At 65.5% G+C, this 21,032-nt stretch carries 17 protein-coding genes and 1 tRNA gene; 4 read left to right on the top strand and 14 right to left on the bottom strand.

Annotated elements, in window-relative coordinates:
- Positions 1-26: 26 nt before the first annotated feature.
- The 4 genes from FLL57_RS04125 to FLL57_RS04110 form a co-directional block, all read right to left on the bottom strand.
- Complete coding sequence (locus FLL57_RS04125; RefSeq protein ID WP_047309829.1) at positions 27-1,547, bottom strand: diguanylate cyclase; 1,521 nt, start codon at positions 1,545-1,547, stop codon at positions 27-29.
- 359 nt (positions 1,548-1,906) lie between these two features.
- Entirely contained in the window at positions 1,907-2,956 is a 1,050-nt protein-coding gene (locus FLL57_RS04120; protein WP_047309828.1) for a helix-turn-helix domain-containing protein, read from the bottom strand.
- Positions 2,957-3,217: 261 nt separating this feature from the next.
- Positions 3,218-3,676 carry a hypothetical protein gene (locus FLL57_RS04115; protein ID WP_142882214.1) on the bottom strand — a complete coding sequence of 153 codons (459 nt, stop codon included), beginning with the start codon at positions 3,674-3,676 and terminating at the stop codon, positions 3,218-3,220.
- 120 nt (positions 3,677-3,796) lie between these two features.
- A tRNA-Ile gene (locus tag FLL57_RS04110) sits at positions 3,797-3,872 on the bottom strand.
- A 231-nt stretch (positions 3,873-4,103) separates the two neighbouring features.
- Between FLL57_RS04110 and FLL57_RS04105 the strand changes: the two genes are divergently transcribed.
- The gene (locus FLL57_RS04105; RefSeq protein ID WP_235677207.1) at positions 4,104-5,687 is read left to right on the top strand and encodes a GGDEF domain-containing protein; all 1,584 of its coding nucleotides are present in this window, start codon (positions 4,104-4,106) and stop codon (positions 5,685-5,687) included.
- 32 nt (positions 5,688-5,719) lie between these two features.
- On the opposite strand, the gene FLL57_RS04100 is transcribed toward FLL57_RS04105, so the two are convergent.
- The gene (locus FLL57_RS04100; protein WP_013503553.1) at positions 5,720-6,964 is read right to left on the bottom strand and encodes an MFS transporter; all 1,245 of its coding nucleotides are present in this window, start codon (positions 6,962-6,964) and stop codon (positions 5,720-5,722) included.
- A gap of 265 nt (positions 6,965-7,229) precedes the next feature.
- Here FLL57_RS04100 and flhA point away from each other — a divergent pair, with 265 nt between their 5' ends.
- Together flhA and FLL57_RS04090 are read left to right on the top strand one after the other, a co-directional pair.
- The gene (gene flhA / locus FLL57_RS04095) at positions 7,230-9,356 is read left to right on the top strand and encodes a flagellar biosynthesis protein FlhA (RefSeq protein ID WP_235677206.1); all 2,127 of its coding nucleotides are present in this window, start codon (positions 7,230-7,232) and stop codon (positions 9,354-9,356) included.
- Between the two features lie 333 nt (positions 9,357-9,689).
- Entirely contained in the window at positions 9,690-9,890 is a 201-nt protein-coding gene (locus FLL57_RS04090; RefSeq protein ID WP_047309824.1) for a hypothetical protein, read from the top strand.
- Positions 9,891-10,212: 322 nt separating this feature from the next.
- Here FLL57_RS04090 and FLL57_RS04085 read toward each other — a convergent pair whose 3' ends face one another.
- The 4 genes from FLL57_RS04085 to fliI form a co-directional block, all read right to left on the bottom strand.
- Positions 10,213-11,157, bottom strand: a complete 945-nt coding sequence (locus FLL57_RS04085) for an anti-sigma factor (RefSeq protein WP_047309823.1) — start codon at positions 11,155-11,157, stop codon at positions 10,213-10,215.
- Complete coding sequence (locus tag FLL57_RS04080) at positions 11,157-11,705, bottom strand: sigma-70 family RNA polymerase sigma factor (RefSeq protein WP_047309822.1); 549 nt, start codon at positions 11,703-11,705, stop codon at positions 11,157-11,159. Before FLL57_RS04080 ends, FLL57_RS04085 begins: the two co-directional genes overlap by 1 nt.
- Before the next feature lie 178 nt (positions 11,706-11,883).
- Positions 11,884-12,312: a flagellar export protein FliJ gene (fliJ, locus tag FLL57_RS04075; RefSeq protein WP_013503558.1), complete on the bottom strand. Its 429-nt coding sequence runs from the start codon at positions 12,310-12,312 to the stop codon at positions 11,884-11,886.
- Between the two features lie 108 nt (positions 12,313-12,420).
- Complete coding sequence (fliI, locus tag FLL57_RS04070) at positions 12,421-13,746, bottom strand: flagellar protein export ATPase FliI (protein ID WP_142882212.1); 1,326 nt, start codon at positions 13,744-13,746, stop codon at positions 12,421-12,423.
- Positions 13,747-14,113: 367 nt separating this feature from the next.
- On the opposite strand from fliI, the gene ctrA reads away from it, so the two are divergent.
- Positions 14,114-14,815 carry a response regulator transcription factor CtrA gene (gene ctrA, locus FLL57_RS04065; RefSeq protein WP_011157191.1) on the top strand — a complete coding sequence of 234 codons (702 nt, stop codon included), beginning with the start codon at positions 14,114-14,116 and terminating at the stop codon, positions 14,813-14,815.
- A 290-nt stretch (positions 14,816-15,105) separates the two neighbouring features.
- Here ctrA and FLL57_RS04060 read toward each other — a convergent pair whose 3' ends face one another.
- The 5 genes from FLL57_RS04060 to FLL57_RS04040 form a co-directional block, all read right to left on the bottom strand.
- Positions 15,106-15,984, bottom strand: a complete 879-nt coding sequence (locus FLL57_RS04060) for a CheR family methyltransferase (RefSeq protein ID WP_013503560.1) — start codon at positions 15,982-15,984, stop codon at positions 15,106-15,108.
- A complete protein-coding gene (locus FLL57_RS04055; protein WP_142882211.1) occupies positions 15,981-17,156 on the bottom strand; it encodes a protein-glutamate methylesterase/protein-glutamine glutaminase in 1,176 nt (391 codons plus the stop codon). The genes FLL57_RS04060 and FLL57_RS04055 overlap by 4 nt, the downstream gene beginning before the upstream one ends.
- 79 nt (positions 17,157-17,235) lie before the next feature.
- A complete protein-coding gene (locus tag FLL57_RS04050) occupies positions 17,236-17,601 on the bottom strand; it encodes a response regulator (RefSeq protein WP_011157188.1) in 366 nt (121 codons plus the stop codon).
- A 67-nt stretch (positions 17,602-17,668) separates the two neighbouring features.
- A complete protein-coding gene (locus tag FLL57_RS04045; RefSeq protein ID WP_185966212.1) occupies positions 17,669-18,139 on the bottom strand; it encodes a chemotaxis protein CheW in 471 nt (156 codons plus the stop codon).
- A gap of 26 nt (positions 18,140-18,165) precedes the next feature.
- On the bottom strand, positions 18,166-20,976 hold the full coding sequence (locus FLL57_RS04040) for a hybrid sensor histidine kinase/response regulator (RefSeq protein ID WP_142882210.1): 2,811 nt from the start codon (positions 20,974-20,976) through the stop codon (positions 18,166-18,168).
- Between the last annotated feature and the right edge of the window lie 56 nt (positions 20,977-21,032).

Below are 21,032 nucleotides of genomic sequence, written 5' to 3'. Positions count from 1 at the left end.
TGCACACCCGAAGGCGGCCGCGAACGCTACACCGGCGATTGCCGTCTTTCGCGTTGTTGCTGCGTCGTCGCGTCCTCGACCAGTTCCTGGACCGCAGCGGTGCCATGGTCGAACAGCGAGAAGAACTGCCGGTCGTCGCGCAGCATGTGGCCGACGATCAGCGCATTCACCAGGAATTCGCGTAGTTCTCCGAGGGATTGGCCGCCGGCCGACATCGCGTCGCAAACCTGTCTGGCGCGGGCCAGGAGATGATCGTGCTCCATGCGGTGTCGCGCGCGCTCGTCGTAGTCGATCGCTTCGAGCACGGACTCCTCGTAGGCGAAATGCTCGGCCACACGGGCGATCAGCAGCTCGACGACCTCGGCCAGCCTGGCGGGCTCCAGCGTCGCGATCTCGGCGCTGAGCACGACATTGGCGAGATCGAACAGCTCGCGGTGCTGCCGATCGATCGTCGGTTCGCCGCAGGCATAGCTGTCGTGCCACAGAAGGCCGGGCTGAGCGGCGGCCGGCTGCCGCCCAGTACCCTCGGCCGTGCACAACGACCGACTGCGGCTGGCCTGTTTGGCGGCGTACATCCAGTGATCGGCGCGTTCGACGAAATCCTCCACCGTTTCGCCGCGCCTGAACTCCGCCGAGCCGATCGAGATCAGCAGCCGCCCCAGCCTTTCGTGGGTCGACCGGCGGTGCAGTTCGCGAGCGGCGATCGCCGCCCGGATCTTCTCGCCGAGCAGCAGCGCGTCGCGCAGCCCGGTGCCGGGCAGCACGATGGCGAACTCGTCGCCGCCGTAGCGACAGACAACGTCGTCGCGGCGGCAGGTGTGCTTGATCGTCGCCGCCGCCAGCCGCAAGACGTCGTCGCCGACGACGTGACCGTGACGATCGTTGAACTGCTTGAAATTGTCGAGGTCGATGATCAGCAGCGACAGCGGGCCGCTGGTTTCGCCGGCCGCGATCAGCCGCGCCAGCGAGGTCTCGAAGAATTTGCGATTGCCGACTTCGGTGAGCGGATCGGTCATGCTCTCGAGCCGGACCTGCTCCAACTGGTGCTGCAATTCGCGAACCTGCGCCGCAGCGGCGCCGAGGCGCTCGACCAGCAGCGCATTGGTGGCACGCATCTCGATCGTCCAGCTCAACAGGTCGTCGACAATCGCTGCGCCGTCGCCGCGCCCGCCGGCCAGCCGCGGCGCCGCGCTCGACAGACGGGTCTGGTAGCCATGGGTGGCGTCGGTGGCTTGCTCGATCACGTCGATCAGGCGGCTCGACTGCGACTCCACCTGTACGCCGAGCGCGTGAATCCGTGTCGCCGCTTTCGACGGAAACAGGATCTGCTCGTACAGATTGGCGATGTCACGGGAGGTCGGCCGCGGGTTGGCGGTCAGCAAGGCATCGATCGCCTCGGTGAGCGCTTTGTGACGGCCGGCGAAGAACGTGTACCACAGCTCGAAGCTCTCCGGATCGAGCGAAAGATCGAGATCCCGAATTTGCTTCAGGGCCTGCGCGGCGACGCGATCCTTCCAGTCGCGATCTACATCGGTGTGCATCGTCATGATGGGCAAAAACAGTCTCGTCGGCCGGCGTCGGCGACCGCGATCGTTGCGGCCGCCTTCGCGGCGACTCTAAGCTATCATCGGGCGCGGCAGGGTGGCTGTGCGTCTCGCATTCGAAACAACTGGTCCCAAATCACTTTGCGACCATTCCGGTGGTCGGCAGCATTATCATACCCAACACACTGATCGGCCGCGGGATTCGCAGAAGCAACAGCGCGACTTAATCACGAATTCGGCTCGGACGCATGACACCCTCGTACCGCTGAGCAGTTTCAAACTGCAAGAATCTCGGATCGCGCGCGGGAATCGGTTGAAGCGGTGGGCTGCGCCGATCTCGGCCCGAACTTACGACGACAGTATCAAGCCGTGGTGCGCAGAAACTCGCTCAGCGTGCGGCCGCCGTCCGCCGGCTGATGCAGCCGGTGACACGGCACCGCGCCGCCGACCTCGGCACGCAGTTCGGACGGGCTGTAGCCATAGCGCAGCCGGAACGCGCGGCTGAACTCCTGCGAGCTGAAGAATCCGAACGAGGAGGCGATCTGCTGAATCTGCCGAGTCTCGGCGGGATCGCACAAAGCCCGATGCGCGGCGGCCAAGCGGCTGTTGCGGACGTAGCGCGCGGCGCCGCCGTGCGGCTCGAACAGCCGGTACATCGCGCTCCGCGACAGGCCGAGGCACTTGGCGAGACTGGCCGGTGTCAATTCCGGATCGGCCAGCCGAGACTGCACCACTCGGCGGGCCCGCTCGCCCAGACTTGCGATCACCCCGTCGCGTGCTTCTTCCAGGCATTGCGGCGTCGGCGCCAGGCAAGCGCCGACCATCACTTCGGTGGCGCGGACGACCGCGGGCACATCGTCGATCGTCAGATCCGGCAGCCGGCGCTCGAGCGCGAGCAGATAATCGGAGAGCAGCTCGCCGCATGCGGTGTCGATCACCGTATTGTTGAGCCGGTCGAGCGTGCCGGCGAGCGGGGCGAACTTGTCGCGCGGCATGAACAGCATCAGGATGTCCATCGCCTGCATCTGGCCATGGCACGCTTCGCCGAGCGAATACAACGCGAGCTGTCCCGGCGTGCCGCGCGAAACCTGTTCGGCCGATCGACCGCCGTCGCTGACGACCCAGTTCGATCCCGCCTTGATCAGAAACAGATACCAATGGTCGGCGAATACCGCCTTGGCCCGCTCTCGCGTTCGCGCAAACCGCGTACCGCCGCTCCGCTCCTGGCACATCGCGAAGCTGCCGAGATCCCAAACCGCAAGATCGATCGCTGCGGTCGACGGCTGGTCAGAGCCCGGCGTCAGGTCGGCGACGGGACGCAAATGCTCTCGCCAGGCATCGAACCGATCACGTTCGGGAAGCTGCGAGGTCGTGAACCGAACAGGCAGCAACAGGCGTGACGATCCAGGCATCCGATCCACCTCCCGCAGCGACGATCGTCGTTCGTCTTCAACGTACCAGGATCCGATCGCCGGTCGATTTCCCATACCACTGCTTACTCGTACAAATAGCGCTGAAACCCCACAAAGGTCTCGCGAATGGCTTGCACGCTTCCCAGCTCCGCCGCCGCGTCGTCGATGGTGTGATACTTGAGCTCGACGAGTTCAGCGAGCTTGTCCTGATCGAGTTCCCTAACGCCCTGCCGGACGTATTGGGCCCTCGACGCGAAGCACTCACTTTCTGCCTGAATGGCTCGATGTTGTCAGAGTCGACGTCAAATCCAGTGATCGCAACCGATCGACGAATTCGACGAGATCCGTCCGCGTGGATAGTGCGGCGAGGTATTCTTCCCATGAAGGGAGCGTGCGGGTGAGGTTGGCCGCGGCTTCGCGGGTGACCGCATCCACCAGAGCAGGATTTTCATCGAAGAGTTTCGTCAGGGATGCACCCGGCGACACGACGGTGACCTGAAGTTCATCGAGCGCGACGAAATCAAAGTCTAAGACGTCGGCGTCAAGAACCGCTGTGTTGGCCGGAGGTGGCATAGTTAGTTTCGAGGTCTTCCGTGTCGGCCGACAGCGCGGCGGACAAGTCACGCCGGCGGTCTTCGAATCTCGGAGCTTGGCGACGTCTGCGACCCTGATGCGGCGATGCGTGCCTACCTGCCGGAACGGCAGCTTGCCTGTATCCATATCCAGCTCTTCCTGCTCCAGTGCGAGTCGAAGAACCAGACCGGGACCAGATTTTCCAGGACAACTGGGCTCATGGCGACCCGAGTGGTCGTCTGATTGCAGCAGTATTCTTTGTCCGTCTGGTGGGCCCGGCAGGACTCGAACCTGCAACCAGACCGTTATGAGCGGTCGGCTCTAACCATTGAGCTACAGGCCCCGCCGGCGGCCGCGGAGGGCGGCGGACGGTGCGGTCTCCCCATACAATGGCGTCCCGGCTGCGGCAATCGGCAGCTTGCCCGCGATCAAGCGGTTCGGGTCCGCGCCAGCGGTGCCGGATCGCGGCGCGGCGGTGCCGGCAGGGGCGCGGCTGCCACCAGCAATTCGATCGTTAACGCCGGATGAATCGGCCGCGGCGCGGGCGCGAACAGGCCGGAATCGCCGATGAAACGTGTCGCACCCCATAGTGACGTACCGTTATGAGGCTGCGACCGCCGGAAGAGTGGGGTGCGGGCTTGCGCTGGAGCGGCGGCCGACGCACCGGGCGGCATCCGACGGATCGCCTTTAACATGCCTCAAACAATCCCGGCACTATGGTCCCTGCCCGATCGATCGACGGTATGCGTCAATGCCCCTCTTCCCATGGAACCCGCTGTTCGAAACCGGCAATGAGCGGATCGACCGGCAGCATCGCGGGCTGTTCGACCTGACCAATCAGCTCGCCAGCGCAGTCCAGCACCGCGAGCCGATGCCGAAATTGTCCGCGCTGGTGGAACGGCTGCGCCACTATGCGCGCACGCATTTCTGCGACGAAGAAGCCTTGATGCGCTGTTCGCGATTGACCGGTGAGGAGATCGGCCGGCACGTTTGCGCGCACAAGACGTTCGAGCACGAGATCGACCGCCTCGCCGCGCGCGCCGATCTGACCGACGCCGAATCCGCCGAGGCCTTTCTGGAATTTCTGGTCACATGGCTGGTGACCCACATCCTGAAGCTCGACCGCCGGATCGCGCAGGCGCTGGTCGACCAGTGCAATGCCGAAGACCCCGATGCGCTGGCGGTCGAAGAGGTACTGATCGAAGCCTTGATGGAGACCGAGCGGCGGTTTCGCCTGCTGTCCGACGAAGCGCCGTCGCTGATCTGGGTCAGCGGTCTGTCCGGCCAGCGCGGCTTCGCCAACAAAGCATGGTACGATTTCGTCGGCATCGACCCGATACACGCCGTTGACGTCGACTGGCCGGGCTTCGTTCATCCGGAGGATCGCGAGCGCTACCAGGCGTGCATCGGCGACGTGCTCGCGACCGGCCAGGCTGCGACCGTCGAAGTGCGGGTCAAAACCGCCTCGGGCGATTGGGGCTGGATCCTGGAGAAGATCAGCCCCCGAATCAGTCGCAACGCCTGCATCGGTCTGATCGCGGCGGCAACTGACGTCACCGGCGCCAAGACCTCGGAGCTACTGCTCTCCGAGGCCAACGGTCGGCTGGAGCGCGAAGTGTCCGAGCGCACCAGGAAGCTGAAGCGGCTGGCCCTGGCCGATCCGCTCACCGGCCTCGCCAACCGCCGGTCGCTGCTGGAGCGCATCGACCGCGAGGTGGCGCGATCCGCCGGCTCCGGCGACGAGCTGTCGCTGCTGTTCATCGACGTCGACCATTTCAAGACCATCAACGACACGCTCGGCCATGCCGCCGGCGACGCGGCGCTGATCGAGGTGGCGCGGCTGATCGAGCAGTCGCTGCGCCGCACCGACTTTGTCGGCCGGCTCGGCGGCGAGGAATTCGTCGCGGTGCTGGCGAAGACCGGCGAAGCGGGCGCCTGCGAGGCCGCCGATACGATCCGCCGCACCATCAGCCGGCACGAATTCGATGGGCTCGGACGACCGGTGACGGTCAGCATCGGCGTGTCCAGCCACGGCAGCGGCGACGACGGCACCGCGCTGCTCGACCGTGCCGATCACGCGATGCTGCAAGCCAAGCGCGACGGCCGCAATCGCTGCCGCGTCGCCGGCCACGGCGGACGCGACCGCCTGTCGGCCTGAGGCCGCTGTCTCCCGTCGTCCTCCCCTCGCCGCTACGCCATCGCCACCCGCGGCCCGCGGCGGCGGGCACGGAGCAGCAGCAGCAGCATGATCGCGACGTTGAGCGCGTTCCAGGCCATGCCGTTGACGAAGGCGGCCGCGTAGGAGCCGGTGGCGTCGAAGATCACGCCGGAGATCCAGCCGCCGAACGACATCCCCAGCACCGAGGCCATGATGACGATACCGACCCGGGTGGCGGCCTCGCGCGCCGGCATCGCCTCGCGCACGATGATCGCATAGGCCGGCACGATGCCGCCCTGGAACAGGCCGAACATCGCCGAGATCACGTACAGCGAGCCGAGGCCGTCGAAGAACAGATAGAACAGCAGCGCCACGCCCTGCGCCACCGAGCCGAGCAGCAGCGTGCGGATGCCGCCGATCCGGTCGGCCAGGAAGCCGGAGCCGATCCGGCTGATGATGCCGAATGCCAGCATCAGCGACAGCATCTCGGCGCCACGCGCCGCGCCGTAGCCGAGGTCGCCGCAATACGCCACGATGTGGACCTGCGGCATCGCCATCGCCACGCAGCAGGCGATGCTGGCGACACACAGCAGCGCGGTCAGCGTGTTGGTGGGAAGCTGCAGATCGATCTTCGGCGGCGGCGCCGCGGCGTGGCTGGTGGCGGCGTGGCCGCGCATCTGCGCCCGCAGCAACAGAACGACCAGCGTCATCGACACGGCGCAGAACGCGCCGATCAGAATATGGGTGGCGCGCCAGCCGATGGTGGCGCTGCCCCAATTGACCAGCGGCGGCCACAGCGTGCCGCCGAGATAGTTGCCGGTGGCGGCGATCGTCACGGCGAGGCCGCGATAACGCTCGAACCAATGCGAGGCCTCCGCCATCAGCGGTCCGAACGTCGCCGAAGCGCCGGCGCCGATCAGGAAGTGCAACGCGGTGAACTGCCACAGCGAGGTCGACAGCCCGGCTCCCGCATAGCCGAGCGCGATCAGCGCGATGCCGGCCGCGATCGCCGCCACGATGCCGAAGCGGTCGGTCAGCTTGCCGGTGACGACGCCGCCGAGGCCGAAGCCGAGCATCGCCATGGTGAAGGCCAGCGAGGCGCCGCCGCGGCTGGCGGCGAACTCCGCCTGCACGGTCGGCAGTACGACGACCACCGACCACATCCCGACGCTGCCGATCGAACCGATCACCAGCGCCAATCCGAGCCGGACCCACGCCTGGCGCGAGTCGAGCGTGAACGCCGGCGTTTTGCCGGTCTTTCCCAAGGGCGTTTCCATGGTTGCAGAGTTTCCGGACCGCGCGCTGCGGTCAAGCCGGGCGCCACGGCACCCTGCCATGCGGTCGCACCCCCGCCGGCGTTAACTCTTTGCTAACCATGCACCGGGCAAATTTTGCCCAGTGAATTGAAGTGTCGTCGGCCGCGAACATCGGGGAACGCCCGTGGACGCCAGTGCGGTGCCTCACGTCGGACCCAGCGGCCCAACGGCCCCACTGCGCTCCGGCGTTCGTGGCAAGCGACACGCACGAGAGGCAGCGGCAGATATGACGGACACCACTGCCGGCCAGGGCTCAGGGTCGGGCATCCCCAGCGTCAAAGAGATGATCGCGATCCTGCGGCGCGGCGATCTGGCGCTGGCGATCGGCGTGCTGACCATCCTGGTCGTGCTGATCCTGCCGCTGCCGGCGATCATTCTCGACCTGTTCCTGGCGATCTCGATCACGCTGTCGATTCTGATCCTGATGACGGCGCTGTTCATCCAGGCGCCGCTGGAATTCTCCTCGTTCCCGACTGTGCTGCTGATCTCGACGATGCTGCGGCTGTCGCTGAACATGGCGTCGACCCGGCTGATCCTGTCGCACGGCCACGAGGGCACCGCGGCCGCCGGTCACGTCATCGAGGCGTTCGGCGGCTTCGTGATGGGCGGCAATTTCGTGATCGGGATCATCGTGTTCACGATCCTGATCATCGTCAATTTCGTGGTCATCACCAAGGGTTCGGGTCGTATTGCCGAAGTCGCCGCACGCTTCCAGTTGGATTCGATGCCCGGCAAGCAGATGGCGATCGACGCCGACCTGTCGGCGGGCCTGATCGACGAAGCCACCGCCAAGGCACGGCGCAAGGAGCTGGAAGACGAGAGCGGCTTCTTCGGCGCCATGGACGGTGCCTCCAAATTCGTCCGCGGCGACGCCATCGCCGGACTGCTGGTGGTGTTCATCAACGTCATTGGCGGCATCATCATCGGGGTGATGCAGCAGGGTCTGTCGTTCAGCGAGGCCGGGCATACCTACACGCTGCTGACCGTCGGCGACGGCCTGGTGACCCAGATCCCGGCGCTGATCGTGTCGACCGCGGCCGGCCTGCTGGTGTCCAAGGCCGGCATCACCGGCTCGGCCGACAAGGCGATGATGGGCCAGCTCTCCGGCTATCCGCAGGCGCTCGGCATGGCCGCCGCGGTGATGCTGGTGCTGGCGGCACTGCCGGGGATTCCCACATTGCCGTTCCTGGCGCTCGGCGGCGGTGCCGGCTATCTGGCCTTCAAGGCCGGCAAGCGCAAGGCACAGGTCAGCGCCGAGGCGGCGCAGGCCGCAGTAGCGCCGGAAATAGCCGCGGCTGCAGCGGCGGCCGCCGCCGAGGAGCCGATCGCCGCGGCGCTGCGGATCGACGACCTCAAGATCGAACTCGGCTACGCGCTGCTGCCGCTGGTCAACGGCCCGGACGGCACCGACCGCCTGACCGAGCAGATCAAGGCGCTGCGCCGTTCGCTGGCGATCGAAATGGGATTCGTGATGCCGGCGGTGCGGATCCTCGACAATGTCCAGCTCGAGGCCAACACCTACGTCATCAAGATCAAGGAAGTCGACGCCGGTTCGGGGCGGATCTGGCCAAATCAGTTCATGGTCATGGACCCGGCCGGCGAGCAGGTGACGGTGCCCGGCATTCACACCACCGAGCCGACCTTCGGCCTGCCCGCCACCTGGGTCGATGCCAATTTCAAGGAAGAGGCGTCGCTGAAGGGCTACACCGTGGTCGACGCCGCCACCGTGCTGTCGACGCATCTGACCGAACTGCTCAAGGCCAACATGTCCGACCTGTTGTCCTACGGCGAAACCCAGAAACTGCTCAAGGATCTGCCGAGCGAGCAAGGAGAACTGGTCAAGGACATCGTGCCCAGCCAGATCACCGTCTCCGGCATCCAGCGTGTACTGCAACTGCTGCTCGCCGAGCGGGTGTCGATCCGCGACCTGTCGACCATTCTCGAAGGCGTCGCCGAAGCGCTGGCGTTCTCGCGCAATCCGTCGACCATCGTCGAGCACGTCCGCGCCCGGCTGGCGCGCCAGATCTGCGCGCAGAACACCTCGTACAACGGCTATCTGCCGCTGATCGCGCTGTCGGCGAAATGGGAGCAGGCGTTCGCCGAGTCGATCATCGGTCAGGGCGAAGACCGCACCCTGGCGATGGCGCCCTCGAAGCTGTCGGAATTCATGACGGCGGTGCGCGACAAGTTCGAGCAGGCCGCGCGCGAGGGCGAAGCGCCGGTGCTGGTGACCTCGGCGACGATCCGGCCGTTCGTCCGCTCGCTGGTCGAACGCTTCCGCTCCCAGACCACGGTGATGTCACAGGCCGAAATTCACCCGCGGGCGCGGCTGAAGACCGTCGGCAGCGTCTGAGCCATTGGTTCCGGCCGCGCCGCCGCCGGAGCGGGCTGCGCGACTTTTGTGCAACAGACAAGCCCGGATGGCTCCTTTGGCCGATGAGTGGGCGCTCACCGAGCGATTCACCCACGCCCTGAGCGTTCGCCACTATTTGATTAATTTTCAGTAAGTTAAGCTGGTCTTGTGCACCGCATCCTCGCGCATTGTCACGCTTGTTCACGCGTTTGTGTTCGCCCCTGCGGAACGCCCGGACGATTTCCTACGTTTTCTGCACGAGTTCTTTGAACCTGCTTCGGGATCGCAAACACGAATTTCCGAGGGTGGAGAAGAAACCCAGGAGGCTCAGCGATGAACCATTCGATCTACAGTGCCGATCGTACCACCCACCTGAAGGTTGTGGCCGTGGCTCTGGTCGCCGGGATCGCGGTGGCGGGCCTCGGGATCACCGCGCGGCTCGGTGCCGACGACGGCTACACCCAGACCGCGAAAGTAATCAAAGCCGGCAAACCGACCACGATCACCAAAGCGGAGACCGTGGTGATCCGCTGAGTAGTCCAGCCGTCACGCAAGCCGGATAGCCCCCCTGGCCAAGCGTGAGCTGAGGAGGTCGCACTCACCCCAAGTGACGACCCGAGGAAAACGCCCGCTCCCCACGGGCGTTTTTCTTTTACGGGAATGTTGGTGAGGTGGGGCGGCCCCGGTTTCGGATCGCATCGGGATCGCGCTTCGGAGTGCCGCTCCCGACAGGCCGAGTTTTATGGCGAGGTTTCACGGCGAGCAGCATAAAGCTCCGGTTCGAACCATCCGCCGCTGCCCCGTGCGTCCGCCAAATCGCCTCGAGCAATCTCGGTGAAGCAGGCGCGGGCGGCCGCTATTGCTGCGGCGTCGTCCGCGCCGGCTCCGGCGGTACGCTTTCCACCAGCTTGCCGGTGAACACGATCGGGCCGGTGGCGACGCCGGTCGGCGAGCCGCCTTCCGGCTCGACCGTGACCGCATAGGTGGCCTGGTTGACGAGTTCGGGATCGAACGAGGACAGCACCGGATTGACGGTGAAGTCGTGGCCGCCGATCACGCCGAGCGAGCGCGGCTTCTGCAGCTTGTCCGACACCAGCCAGAGTTCGTAACTTTTACCGGGCTCCGGGGTGGCGGCGACGCGGCGCACCGTGAAGGTCTTGGTGCCGGCGTCGACCGTGAGAATGAAGGCCGGCGCATCGCCGCTCTTCTGCAGCACCGCGACGTATTGCGGCGGGATCGGCGGCGGCGGCGCCTCGACGGTCACCACTTTGGTCCGGACCGGCGGCCGCACTGCGTCCGGCAGAACATCCGGCTGGTACACCTGCGCGCCGACCACCAGCAGCAGCGACGCCGCGATCGCGCTCGACAGCATGGCGACGCCTCGCCAGATGTAGGCGCGCTTGGCGAAGTGCACGACACGCTTGGATTCGGGGCTGAGTTCGGTCGAGCTGTTTGCGGCGGCGGGACCAGTATCGTTTGCGGGGCGTGGCAAGATCGGTTCTCCCGGCGCACCCAGCACACCCGCGGCTGCATCTCCTGTGGGCGATGCAGCCTGCGGCGGCACCGCGCGCTGTGACTCGGCGGAGATCGCCGCCTTGATCCGATCCCACACTTCGGCGCGCGGCTCGACCAGCCCGACCATCTGATTAAGCGCGCCGAGCTTCAGCTCCCACGCTTCGACCAGCGCGGCGAACTTCGCATCGCTGCGCGTCAGCGCCTCGGCCTCCGCCCGTTCAGCGGCGTCGAGGGTGCCGAGCGCGTATTCGGCGGCAAGCGCACTATGGTCTTCGCTGTGGGCCATCAGGTCAGTCCCAAACACCCCCGAACATCGAGCAGGCTGCGGCGCAGCCAGGTCTTGATCGTATTGGCCGGCGCACCGAACTTGGCGCCGAGCTGTTCACGGCTCCAACCGTTGTAGTACGCCAGCAGAACCAGTTTCTGCCGGTCGGGCTCCAGACGGCCGATACATTCCAGCAGGCGCTTCAGCTCCTCGGTCATCTCGCGGCGCGCCAGCGGATCCGGCGTCTCTGCCGCGACCTCGTTGGCGGACGGCTCCTCTTCGATCGAAACCTCGCCGCGCTTGCGCGCGACGTCGATCGCACGGTTGCGCGCGATCGACGCCATCCAGGTGATCGGCGAAGCGACCTTGGCGTCGAACTGCGCGGCGTTGTTCCAGATCTTGACGTAGGCGTCCTGGATGACTTCTTCGGCGAGATCCTGTCGCCGCAAGATACGAAGAACGACGCCGAACAGTTTCGCCCGGGTCGCTTCGTAGAGCCGCTGGAACGCGTCCTGGTCGCGCTCTGCGACAGCGGCGATCAGCGAAACCAACTCAGCCGGCGACAGCATTCCTAAGACCTCACCATGGCCATTGCAGCCATGCCCCCGTTCGAACCGGGCGGCCCGAACCAAACCAGCATATCGTGCAACGCGGCGTTCCACCACGGCACTTGATAGGCTGTGGATACCGCAAACGAAAGCCCGGACCGCACGGGCCCGGGCTGTTTCTATCGCAGCGATGTGAGCGTCAGGCGACGGCGCCGGCACCGCCGAGCCGTGCCCGCATCAAGCCGATGCTGTCGAGGTCGGCCTGTTCGCGGGCGCTCTCTTCGGCCCGCTCGCGGGCCTGATCGCGCTCGTCGAGCAGTTCGACCTTCTTCATCTCGTCGAACGCCTCGGACAACTGGCCGCGCGCCTCCTCGAGTTGCACGCGCAATTCGTCGGCGGACCGCGTCAGATTCTCCCGACGCTGGATTGCCGCCTTGGCATAGGTCGGATAGGCGAAATGGGTCGGATCGGCGATGCCGGCACGTTCCTGCTCGGTGATAATTTCGCGCTCGAGGTCGGACGACATCCGCTCGAAATCCGCGATCATCGCTTCGATCTGGGCGACCCGTCGGCGCCGCTCGTCGACCTGAAATTTCTTCAGGCGGATCAGCGTATCACGTGACTTCATCGACTCGTACTCCCCAGAAGTCCCAATTCAACGCGGGACGACACCGGCCCGCCGCGCAGGGGCAACCGGCAAATCGATTGACGTGCCAAGCATGATGGCCGGACAAAGTTAGCGTTCCGTTTCCGAATTACTCAGGATCTGCTCTAATTGTGCATATCCTGACTGCAGACTGGTCGCCTCGTCCTTGCCCTGGCGGAGGAAATTTTCCAGCGGCTCGTGCAACCGCACCGCCTCGTCGACCTCGGCGCTGGAGCCCGGGCGATAGGCGCCCAGCCGGATCAATTCTTCCATGTCGGCGTAGGTCGCCATGATCTGTCGCGCCCGCTTGATCAGCGGCAGGTACACCGGGTCGGCGGACTTCGGCATGGTGCGCGACACCGATTTCAAGACATTGATCGCCGGATAGCGGCCGCGCTCGGCGATCGCACGCTGCATTACGATGTGGCCGTCGAGGATGCCGCGCACTGCGTCGGCGACCGGCTCGTTATGATCGTCGCCATCGACCAGCACGGTGAAGATGCCGGTGATGGTGCCCTCGCCGAGCCCGGGGCCGGCACGCTCGAGCAGCTTCGGCAACTCGGTGAACACCGTGGGCGTGTAGCCCTTGGCGGTCGGCGGCTCGCCGGCCGAGAGCCCGATCTCGCGCTGCGCCATCGCGAAACGCGTCACCGAGTCCATCAGGCACAGCACGTCCTTGTCGTTGTCTCGGAAGTACTCGGCGATCGCCAGCGTCAGATAAGCAGCCTGTCGCCGCATCAGCGCCGGCTCGTCCGAGGTCGCGACCACCACCACCGAGCGGGCGAGGCCCTCCTCGCCGAGGTCGTCCTGCAGGAATTCCTGCACCTCGCGGCCACGCTCGCCGATCAGCCCGATCACCGACACCGCCGCATCGACGTTGCGCGCCAGCATCGACAGCAACACCGATTTACCGACGCCGGAACCGGCGAAGATACCCATGCGCTGACCGCGGCAGCAGGTGAGAAAGGTGTTGAGCGCGCGCACGCCGAGGTCGAGCGGCGCTCCGACACGCTTGCGCGAATGCGCCGGTGGCGGCTGGTTGCGGAACGGCATCGGCGACGGGCCCTGCACCAGCGGCCCCTTGCCGTCGATCGGCTCGCCCAAAGCGTTAACGACACGGCCGAGCCAATGCGGCGACGGCCGCACCTGGGCGGCGGCGTTGGCGATGATGGCGCGGCAACCGCGGCGCACGCCCTCGAGCCCCGCGAACGGCATAACAATCGCGTTGTTACCAGTGAAGCCGATCACTTCGCACGGGATCGCACGGTTGGCGCCGGTCTCGACAACGATGCGCGCGCCAACGCTCATCGCGTGAATCGGCCCGGCGATCTCGACCATCAGACCGCGCACGCCGACGACGCGGCCATACGTGTTGACGCTGTCGATGTCGCCGATCTGTTCCGCGAGGGCCTTCATTGCGAAACCCTTAAGTTTGTCGATGCGGGCCGGGTCCCCTTAACTTCGTGTTTACCCGCATCGTTAATCATTGCGTCACTGTCTTTGGTAACTGAGCGCGTTCGCCCATCAGAATGAAGGGCGAGTCGCAAGAGTCGGTTAACTCCGTCTCTTAAAGTGGAACTTGAAGGAGCGGGCCGACAAAAATCTGCTTTGCCGCAATACCTTAGTGCGATTCGACAAAAATTGCACGATGGGACCTTGCGGAGCCGAATCAGTTTTTGTTAACCATTCCTCGTCAGGATCCGAATCAGTTCTTCAAAGGCGTTTCCAGTGCCGCAAGTGTGCGGACGCCTGACGCCCGTAGCGGCGCTTAGAGGGGACTGGCATGCGCGTATTGCTGATTGAAGATGACAGCGCGACCGCGCAGTCGATCGAATTGATGCTCAAATCCGAGAGTTTCAATGTCTACACGACGGATCTCGGTGAAGAAGGCGTCGACCTCGGCAAGCTGTACGACTACGACATCATCCTGCTCGATCTGAACCTGCCGGACATGTCCGGTTACGACGTTCTCAAGCAGCTCCGTGTTTCCAAGATCAAGACCCCGATCCTGATCCTGTCCGGCCTCGCCGGCATCGAGGACAAGGTGAAGGGTCTCGGCGTCGGCGCCGACGACTACATGACCAAGCCGTTCCACAAGGACGAGCTGGTCGCGCGCATCCACGCCATCGTCCGCCGCTCCAAGGGCCATGCCCAGTCGGTGATCCAGACCGGCGATCTCGTCGTCAATCTCGACACCAAGACCGTCGAAGTCGGCGGCCAGCGCGTGCATCTGACCGGCAAGGAATATCAGATGCTGGAACTGCTCTCGCTGCGGAAGGGCACCACGCTGACCAAGGAAATGTTCCTCAACCACCTCTACGGTGGCATGGACGAACCGGAACTGAAGATCATCGACGTCTTCATCTGCAAGCTGCGCAAGAAGCTCGCCAACGCCTCCGACGGCCGCAATTTCATCGAGACGGTGTGGGGCCGCGGTTATGTGCTCCGCGAGCCGTCCGAGGACGACGTCCGCATCCCGGCCTGACCTAGTTTACCCAGGAGCGCCACCCGGCGCTCTCCTTCCGAGTGGTCCTTGACCCCGCCGCAAATGGCGGGGTTTTTGTTTTTGGGACGCGGCTCTGGCGCGCCGACCCGCTCACCCAGGTCATTGCGGGGCGCGCCGATCGGCGCGAGCCGGAATCTGCCGCCGGCACGACTTGGCCGCCGCCCTTCACGACAACCTTGGGATTCCGGGGTCGCTCGCTGCGCAAGCGCCCCGGAATGACGAAGGCTGTCGAGCAATGATGAGGTTGAAGAGTTCGAGGGCTCCGCGCCTCAGCCAGCGCGAAGGCTGCTGAGGGCGGTGGTGGCCGGGAACGCCGGGACGATCGACGGCGCCGACTTCAGGTTCGGCAGATAGACGCCGCGCCGCGAAGCATGCGGTTTGAAGACGTCGGTTAGACCGACCACGGTCTCGGCGGCGCCGAGGGTCAGATAGCCGTCGGGCTCGAGCCGCTTGGCGATCCGCTCCAGAATGCCGACCTTTGTGGTCTGATCGAAGTAGATCAGCACGTTGCGGCAGAACACGATGTCGAACGTGCCGAGCGACGAGAAATCGTGCAGCAGGTTGAGCTGGCGATGCTGCACCATGGCGCGGATCTCGGGGCTGAGCTCCCACACCTCGCCGGCCTGCTTGAAGTACTTCACAAGGAGCTGGATCGGAAGGCCGCGCTGCACCTCGAACTGGCTGAACAGACCGGACTTGGATTTCTCCAGAACCTGAGGCGACAGGTCGGTGGCAACGATCTCGAACCGCCAGCCGGCGACTGCAGGTCCAAGCTCCTTCAGCGTCATCGCGATTGAATACGGCTCCTGTCCGGTCGACGACGCCGCACACCAGATCCGCAACGAGCGCCGCGCCGCGCGCGCCTGCAACAGCGCCGGCAGCATCTCTTCGCGCAGATGATCGAACGGCACCTTGTCGCGGAAGAAGAACGTCTCGTTAGTGGTCATCGCCTCGACGACGTCGGAGATCAGCGACTCCGCGCCCATCCCTTTCATCTTCTGCACCAGATCGCTGATGCCGCCGAGGCCGAACCGCCGCGCCAGCGGCAGCAGGCGACTTTCGACCAGATATTGCTTGTCGGCCGACAGATCGAGGCCCGACCGATCCTTCAGCAGCTTGCGCAGGAACTCGTAGTCGAGCGGAGTCACGAGCGGTCTCCTGCGAACAGGCGGACCACCTTGGAGCCGATCTGGTTGAGCGGCAGCACCGCGGCGCAGACCCCGGCATTGGCGACCGAGCCGGGCATCCCCCATACCACGCTGGAGGCTTCGTCCTGGGCGATCACGCTGCCGCCAGCGGCGACGATGTCCTTGCCGCCGCGCATCCCGTCTGAGCCCATGCCGGTCAAAACCACCGCGAGGATGCCGCCCTGCCAGACATCGATCGCCGATGTGAACAGCGGATCGACGGCAGGCTTGCAGAAATTCACCGGCGGGCCGTCGTCGAGCGCGATCACCGGACTGCCGCCATGCTTGGCGACGCGCATGTGGCGGCCGCCGGGCGCCAGATAAATCTGGCCCGGCTTGATGGCTTCGCCGTCGATGCCTTCGTGCGCGGGATGTCGGCTGGCACGGGCGAGGTGTTCGGCCAGAATGGTGGTGAAGGTCGGCGGCATGTGCTGGGTGATCAATACCGGGAAACGGTCGATCACCGGGCCGATGTCGGCCACCAGCGCCATCAACGCCTGCGGGCCGCCGGTCGACGAACCAATCAACAGCACCCGCGGTGCAGTCGGGCCAAACGAACGTTTGACCAGCGCAGCCTGACTCGCGACGCTCGGGGCTGCGACCGCGGGATGCGGCAGCGGCGCCGGATGCGGATCGCGAGCGACCGCCGGTGCAGCCGTGGCGGGCGACGCACGACGACGAACCCGGCCGCCGAGCGAACGGATTTTCTGCAGCAGATCGTGCTTGAAGATGTCGGCAGCCTGCGGCTCGCGCGTGCTTTCCGGCTTCGGAATGTAATCGGCCGCGCCCAGCGACAACGCCTTGAAGCTGATCTCCGCGTTGCGGCGGGTCAGCGTCGACGCCATGATCACCACCAGGTCGCGCTTCTTGGCGAGTAGTTGCGGCAGCGCCGAAATGCCGTCGAGTTCCGGCATTTCGATATCGAGCACCGCGACGTCCGGCTTGACCCGTTCGAGCTGATTGACGGCGTCGAGCCCGGTGCGGAGCGAGGCCGCCACCACCATGTCCGGCTCGGCTTCGACCCAGCGCGAAATCAATCCGCGGATGACGACCGAGTCGTCGACGATCATCACGCGCAACGGCTCGTATTGCGCCGAATTCGTAGCGGGACTACCTGCCAAAGCTACGCTCATAGGCCACCGACGCAACACATACTTTCCACTCCCCACCGCGTCCCACAACGCGGCGCCAAAGTCGGCCTTCCGACCCCCGTCAGATCAGGCCGACTTCCTGAAACTTCGCCGTCACGATGTCCTTGTCGAAGGGCTTCATGATGTACTCGTTGGCCCCGGCATGCAGCGCCCGGGCGATATGCGCGACGTCGTTCTCGGTGGTGCAGAACACCACTTTCGGGGCGTCACCGCCCGGCATGCGACGCAAATTGCGCAGGAACTCGTAGCCGTCCATCACCGGCATGTTCCAATCGAGCAGAACGGCGTCGGGCAGCCCGTGCTTGCAGGCTTCGAGTGCCTTTTCGCCGTCCTCTGCTTCGACGATCTCGAAGTCGAGCCCCTCGAGGATGCGCCGAGCGACCTTCCGGATGACGCTCGAGTCGTCGACCACCAGACATGTCTTCATTTTCTGCCTCTATCAGTTCAAGCCCGGATGGGCAGTTCCTGCGATTGCGCCGCACTCAGTCCAGACGTCATGCAGCCATACGTTGGGTTGCGATTTCGAGTACTTTGTCGACGTCGAGGACGACCATGAGCTGTCCGTCGAGGCGGTGGACGCCGTTGGCGAAGGATGCCATGCGGGGATCGAGGTTGACCGGGTTGGTCTCGCGGCCCTCGTCGGGCAGGGTCAGCACTTCGCCGATGGAGTCGATCAGGAGGCCGTAGGATTCGCCGCGCAGGTCGACGCCCATCGCCATCGGCGGCTTGCCGTCCTGGTTCCTGGGCAGGCCGAGACGGGCCCGCATGTCGATCGCGGTGACGATCCGGCCGCGCAGGTTGAGCACGCCGGCGACGTCGTCCGGCGCCAGCGGCACCCGGGTCAGCCGTTCCGGCATGAACACGTCCTGCACCCGGCTGATCGGCAGCCCGAACAACTGCCCGCCGATCATCGCGGTGGCGAACTGGGTGGTGTTGCCGCTGATCGCGTCGATGGCGCGGGTCATCGCGGGGGTGTCCTTCCTGGTCTCGCTCATGCCGCCTGCTCCAGCACTTCCGGCACCGCATGCACCGTGGTCTGCTCCTTCAGCGCCGCGATCAGGCCCGGACGGTCGAACTTGGCGATGTAGTCGGTAAGACCGGCCTGACGTCCGCGTTCGATCGCACCCGGCGACACCAGCGAGCTCAGCGCGATCACCGGCAGGTTCGACATCTTGGTGTCGGCGCGGATCGCCTCGGCGAACTCGAAGCCGTTCATCTCCGGCATCTCGATGTCGGTCAGGATCACGTCGAACTGCGCGCCCGAGCGCAGCACCGCAAGACCCTCGACCGCCGAGGTCGCGACCCGCACCTTGTAGCCCGCCGCCTTCAGCACCGGACCCAGCATGTTGCGGAAGAACGCACTGTCGTCGACCAAGAGCACCGAGCGGGTGGTCATCGTCTGCCGCATCTCCTTGCGCGCCAGCCAGTCGGAGAACGCCATGGGGAGGAAGTGCGCGACGTCGATCACTTCGGTCGCCTGGCCCTTGATCACCGCAGAGCCGAGAATACCCTCGCGGCTGGAACCGACCTGGATGTGCAGATGCTCCTCGACGATGTCGACGATCTCGTCGACCACCAGGCCCATCGACCGGTCCTCGTCGGCGAACACCAGGATCGGCTGCACCCCGCTGGAGGCCACCTCGACGCCTTCCATCAGCACCAAAGGCATCAACTGGTCGCGGTACTGCACCATGTAGCGGCCGTTCGACATCTCGATCTTGTCGGAGGCGATCTCTTCCAGACGCGTCACCAGCGACAGCGGCACCGCCTTCGGCTGGCTCGAGCCGGCGCGGAACACCAGCAGCGAGGTGAGCTGTTCGGCCGAGGCGTTGCGGCTCGCCGCCGCCTGGTCGGAGATGTCGTGCTGCGCCGACACCGCGGTGCCGAGCGCCTGCGCAATGCCATTGGGATCGACGATCATGATCACCGCGCCGTCGCCCAGGATGGTGTTGCCCGAGAACATCCCGATGTGACGCAGCTTGGTCGACATCGGCTTGACCACGATTTCTTCGGTGTGGAACACGCCGTCCACCACGATGCCGAAGGTCTGGCTGCCGACCTGCGTCACCACGATGAAGCCGTTCTCCGGCTCGCTGTTGGTGCCCTCGTCGATGCCGAGCAGCTTCTTCAGATGGATCAGCGGCAGCAGCTTGTCGCGCAACCTGAGAACCGGGGTGTCCTTGATCCGCTCGATGCGGTGCTCGGAGTTGGCCCGCGCCCGCACCAGTTCGACCACCGCGAGCTGCGGGATCGCAAACCGGTCGCCGCCGGCTTCCACGATCAGCGCCGAGACGATCGCAAGCGTCAGCGGGATCTTGATGGTGATCGCCGAGCCTTCGCCCGCGACCGACTTCACCTCGATCGTGCCGCCGATCTGGTCGATATTGGTGCGCACCACGTCCATGCCCACCCCGCGGCCGGACACCGAGGTGACGGCGGCGGCGGTCGAGAACCCCGGCGCGAAGATGAACTTGTGGATCTGCGCCTCGGTCATCTTCTCGAGTTCGACCTCGGTGACCAGACCGTTGGCCAAGGCCTTGGCCTTGATCCGCTCGGTGTCGAGCCCGCGACCGTTGTCGGCGATGCAGATCACGATGTGGCCGCCCTCGTGATAGGCGCTCAATCGGATCGTGCCCTGCTCGGGCTTGCCGTTCCGGACCCGCTCCTCCGGCCGCTCCAGGCCGTGGTCGGCGGAGTTGCGCACCATGTGGGTGAGCGGATCCTTGATCAGGTCGAGCACCTGGCGGTCGAGCTCGGTGTCGGCGCCGTGCATCTCCAGCTCGATCTGCTTGCCGAGTTCGCCCGCCAGATCGCGCACGATCCGCGGCAGCTTCTGCCAGGCGTTGCCGATCGGCTGCATCCGGGTCTTCATCACCCCGTCCTGCAGCTCGGCCGTCACCGTCGACAGCCGCTGCAGCGGCACCTTGAACTCGTTGTCCTCGTGGCGGCGGCTGATCTCCAGAAGCTGGTTGCGGGTCAGCACCAGCTCCGACACCATCGTCATCAGATGTTCGAGGGTATCGACGTTGACGCGGATCGACTGGTTGGCGACCCCGCCGCCCCCGCCGCCTTCGGCAGCGCCCTCGCCGTCGCCGCCGGACTTCTTGGCCGCCGGCTTGGCGGCCTTCGGCTTGGCGGCCGGCTTCGGCTCGGGCTGCGCGGCCTCGACGACGGCCGGAGCCTCGCTCACGGCCGGCTGCAGCGGCGGCGCCTCGACTTCGATCGCGGTCTCGCGGAAGGCCCGCTCCAGCTCGTCCAGCGACACCTCGCCCGGCCGCAGCGGACGCTCCAGCGTCTGCGCCACCAGCGTGCCCTCGGTGGCCGCATCCGCCACCGCCTCAGTCGCCGGCGCTTCGGCCTCCATGACCTCTACGTCCGCAACCACCTCCGGCACAGCGCCGCCGAGCTCGGCCGCGATCTCCTCCGCCGTCCGCATCGACAGCCGCTCCAGCTCACCGATCAGGTCGCCGTCCTCGCCCTCGGGCTCGGCCTGGGTCGCCTCGAGCTGCGTGAGAATGTCCTTGATCCGGTCGATCGTGGTCAGGATCAGCGTCACCGCCTCACCCGTCACCGGCATCCCGTCCCGGAATTTGCCCATCAACGTCTCGGCCGCATGCGCAAGCGCTTCCAGCCGCGGCAACCCCAGAAAACCGCAGGTCCCCTTGATGGTGTGAACAAGACGGAAAATATTGTCCAATATCTTCGCGTTGTTCGGCTCCTGCTCGAAACGGACCAACTGGTTGTCGACCGTGTCCAGGCTCTCGAAAGTCTCCGTCAAAAACTCACGAAGAAGATCGTCCATACGCGTGGCCTTCACTGCACGCGGGCACGCGACCGTCGCCAATGCCCGACTAATGC

The organism is Rhodopseudomonas palustris (assembly GCF_007005445.1).
Taxonomy (GTDB): Bacteria; Pseudomonadota; Alphaproteobacteria; order Rhizobiales; family Xanthobacteraceae; genus Rhodopseudomonas; species Rhodopseudomonas palustris_G.
This window is presented reverse-complemented; position numbering and strand designations above follow the sequence as displayed.

Coding starts and splice junctions, on each gene's coding strand:
- FLL57_RS04125 (WP_047309829.1), bottom strand. CDS start 1,547: ATGACGATGCACACCGATGTAGATCGCGACTGGAAGGATCGCGTCGCC.
- FLL57_RS04120 (WP_047309828.1), bottom strand. CDS start 2,956: ATGCCTGGATCGTCACGCCTGTTGCTGCCTGTTCGGTTCACGACCTCG.
- FLL57_RS04115 (WP_142882214.1), bottom strand. CDS start 3,676: ATGGATACAGGCAAGCTGCCGTTCCGGCAGGTAGGCACGCATCGCCGC.
- FLL57_RS04100 (WP_013503553.1), bottom strand. CDS start 6,964: ATGGAAACGCCCTTGGGAAAGACCGGCAAAACGCCGGCGTTCACGCTC.
- flhA (WP_235677206.1), top strand. CDS start 7,230: ATGACGGACACCACTGCCGGCCAGGGCTCAGGGTCGGGCATCCCCAGC.
- FLL57_RS04090 (WP_047309824.1), top strand. CDS start 9,690: ATGAACCATTCGATCTACAGTGCCGATCGTACCACCCACCTGAAGGTT.
- FLL57_RS04085 (WP_047309823.1), bottom strand. CDS start 11,157: ATGGCCCACAGCGAAGACCATAGTGCGCTTGCCGCCGAATACGCGCTC.
- FLL57_RS04080 (WP_047309822.1), bottom strand. CDS start 11,705: ATGCTGTCGCCGGCTGAGTTGGTTTCGCTGATCGCCGCTGTCGCAGAG.
- fliJ (WP_013503558.1), bottom strand. CDS start 12,312: ATGAAGTCACGTGATACGCTGATCCGCCTGAAGAAATTTCAGGTCGAC.
- fliI (WP_142882212.1), bottom strand. CDS start 13,746: ATGAAGGCCCTCGCGGAACAGATCGGCGACATCGACAGCGTCAACACG.
- ctrA (WP_011157191.1), top strand. CDS start 14,114: ATGCGCGTATTGCTGATTGAAGATGACAGCGCGACCGCGCAGTCGATC.
- FLL57_RS04055 (WP_142882211.1), bottom strand. CDS start 17,156: ATGAGCGTAGCTTTGGCAGGTAGTCCCGCTACGAATTCGGCGCAATAC.
- FLL57_RS04050 (WP_011157188.1), bottom strand. CDS start 17,601: ATGAAGACATGTCTGGTGGTCGACGACTCGAGCGTCATCCGGAAGGTC.
- FLL57_RS04045 (WP_185966212.1), bottom strand. CDS start 18,139: ATGACCCGCGCCATCGACGCGATCAGCGGCAACACCACCCAGTTCGCC.
- FLL57_RS04040 (WP_142882210.1), bottom strand. CDS start 20,976: ATGGACGATCTTCTTCGTGAGTTTTTGACGGAGACTTTCGAGAGCCTG.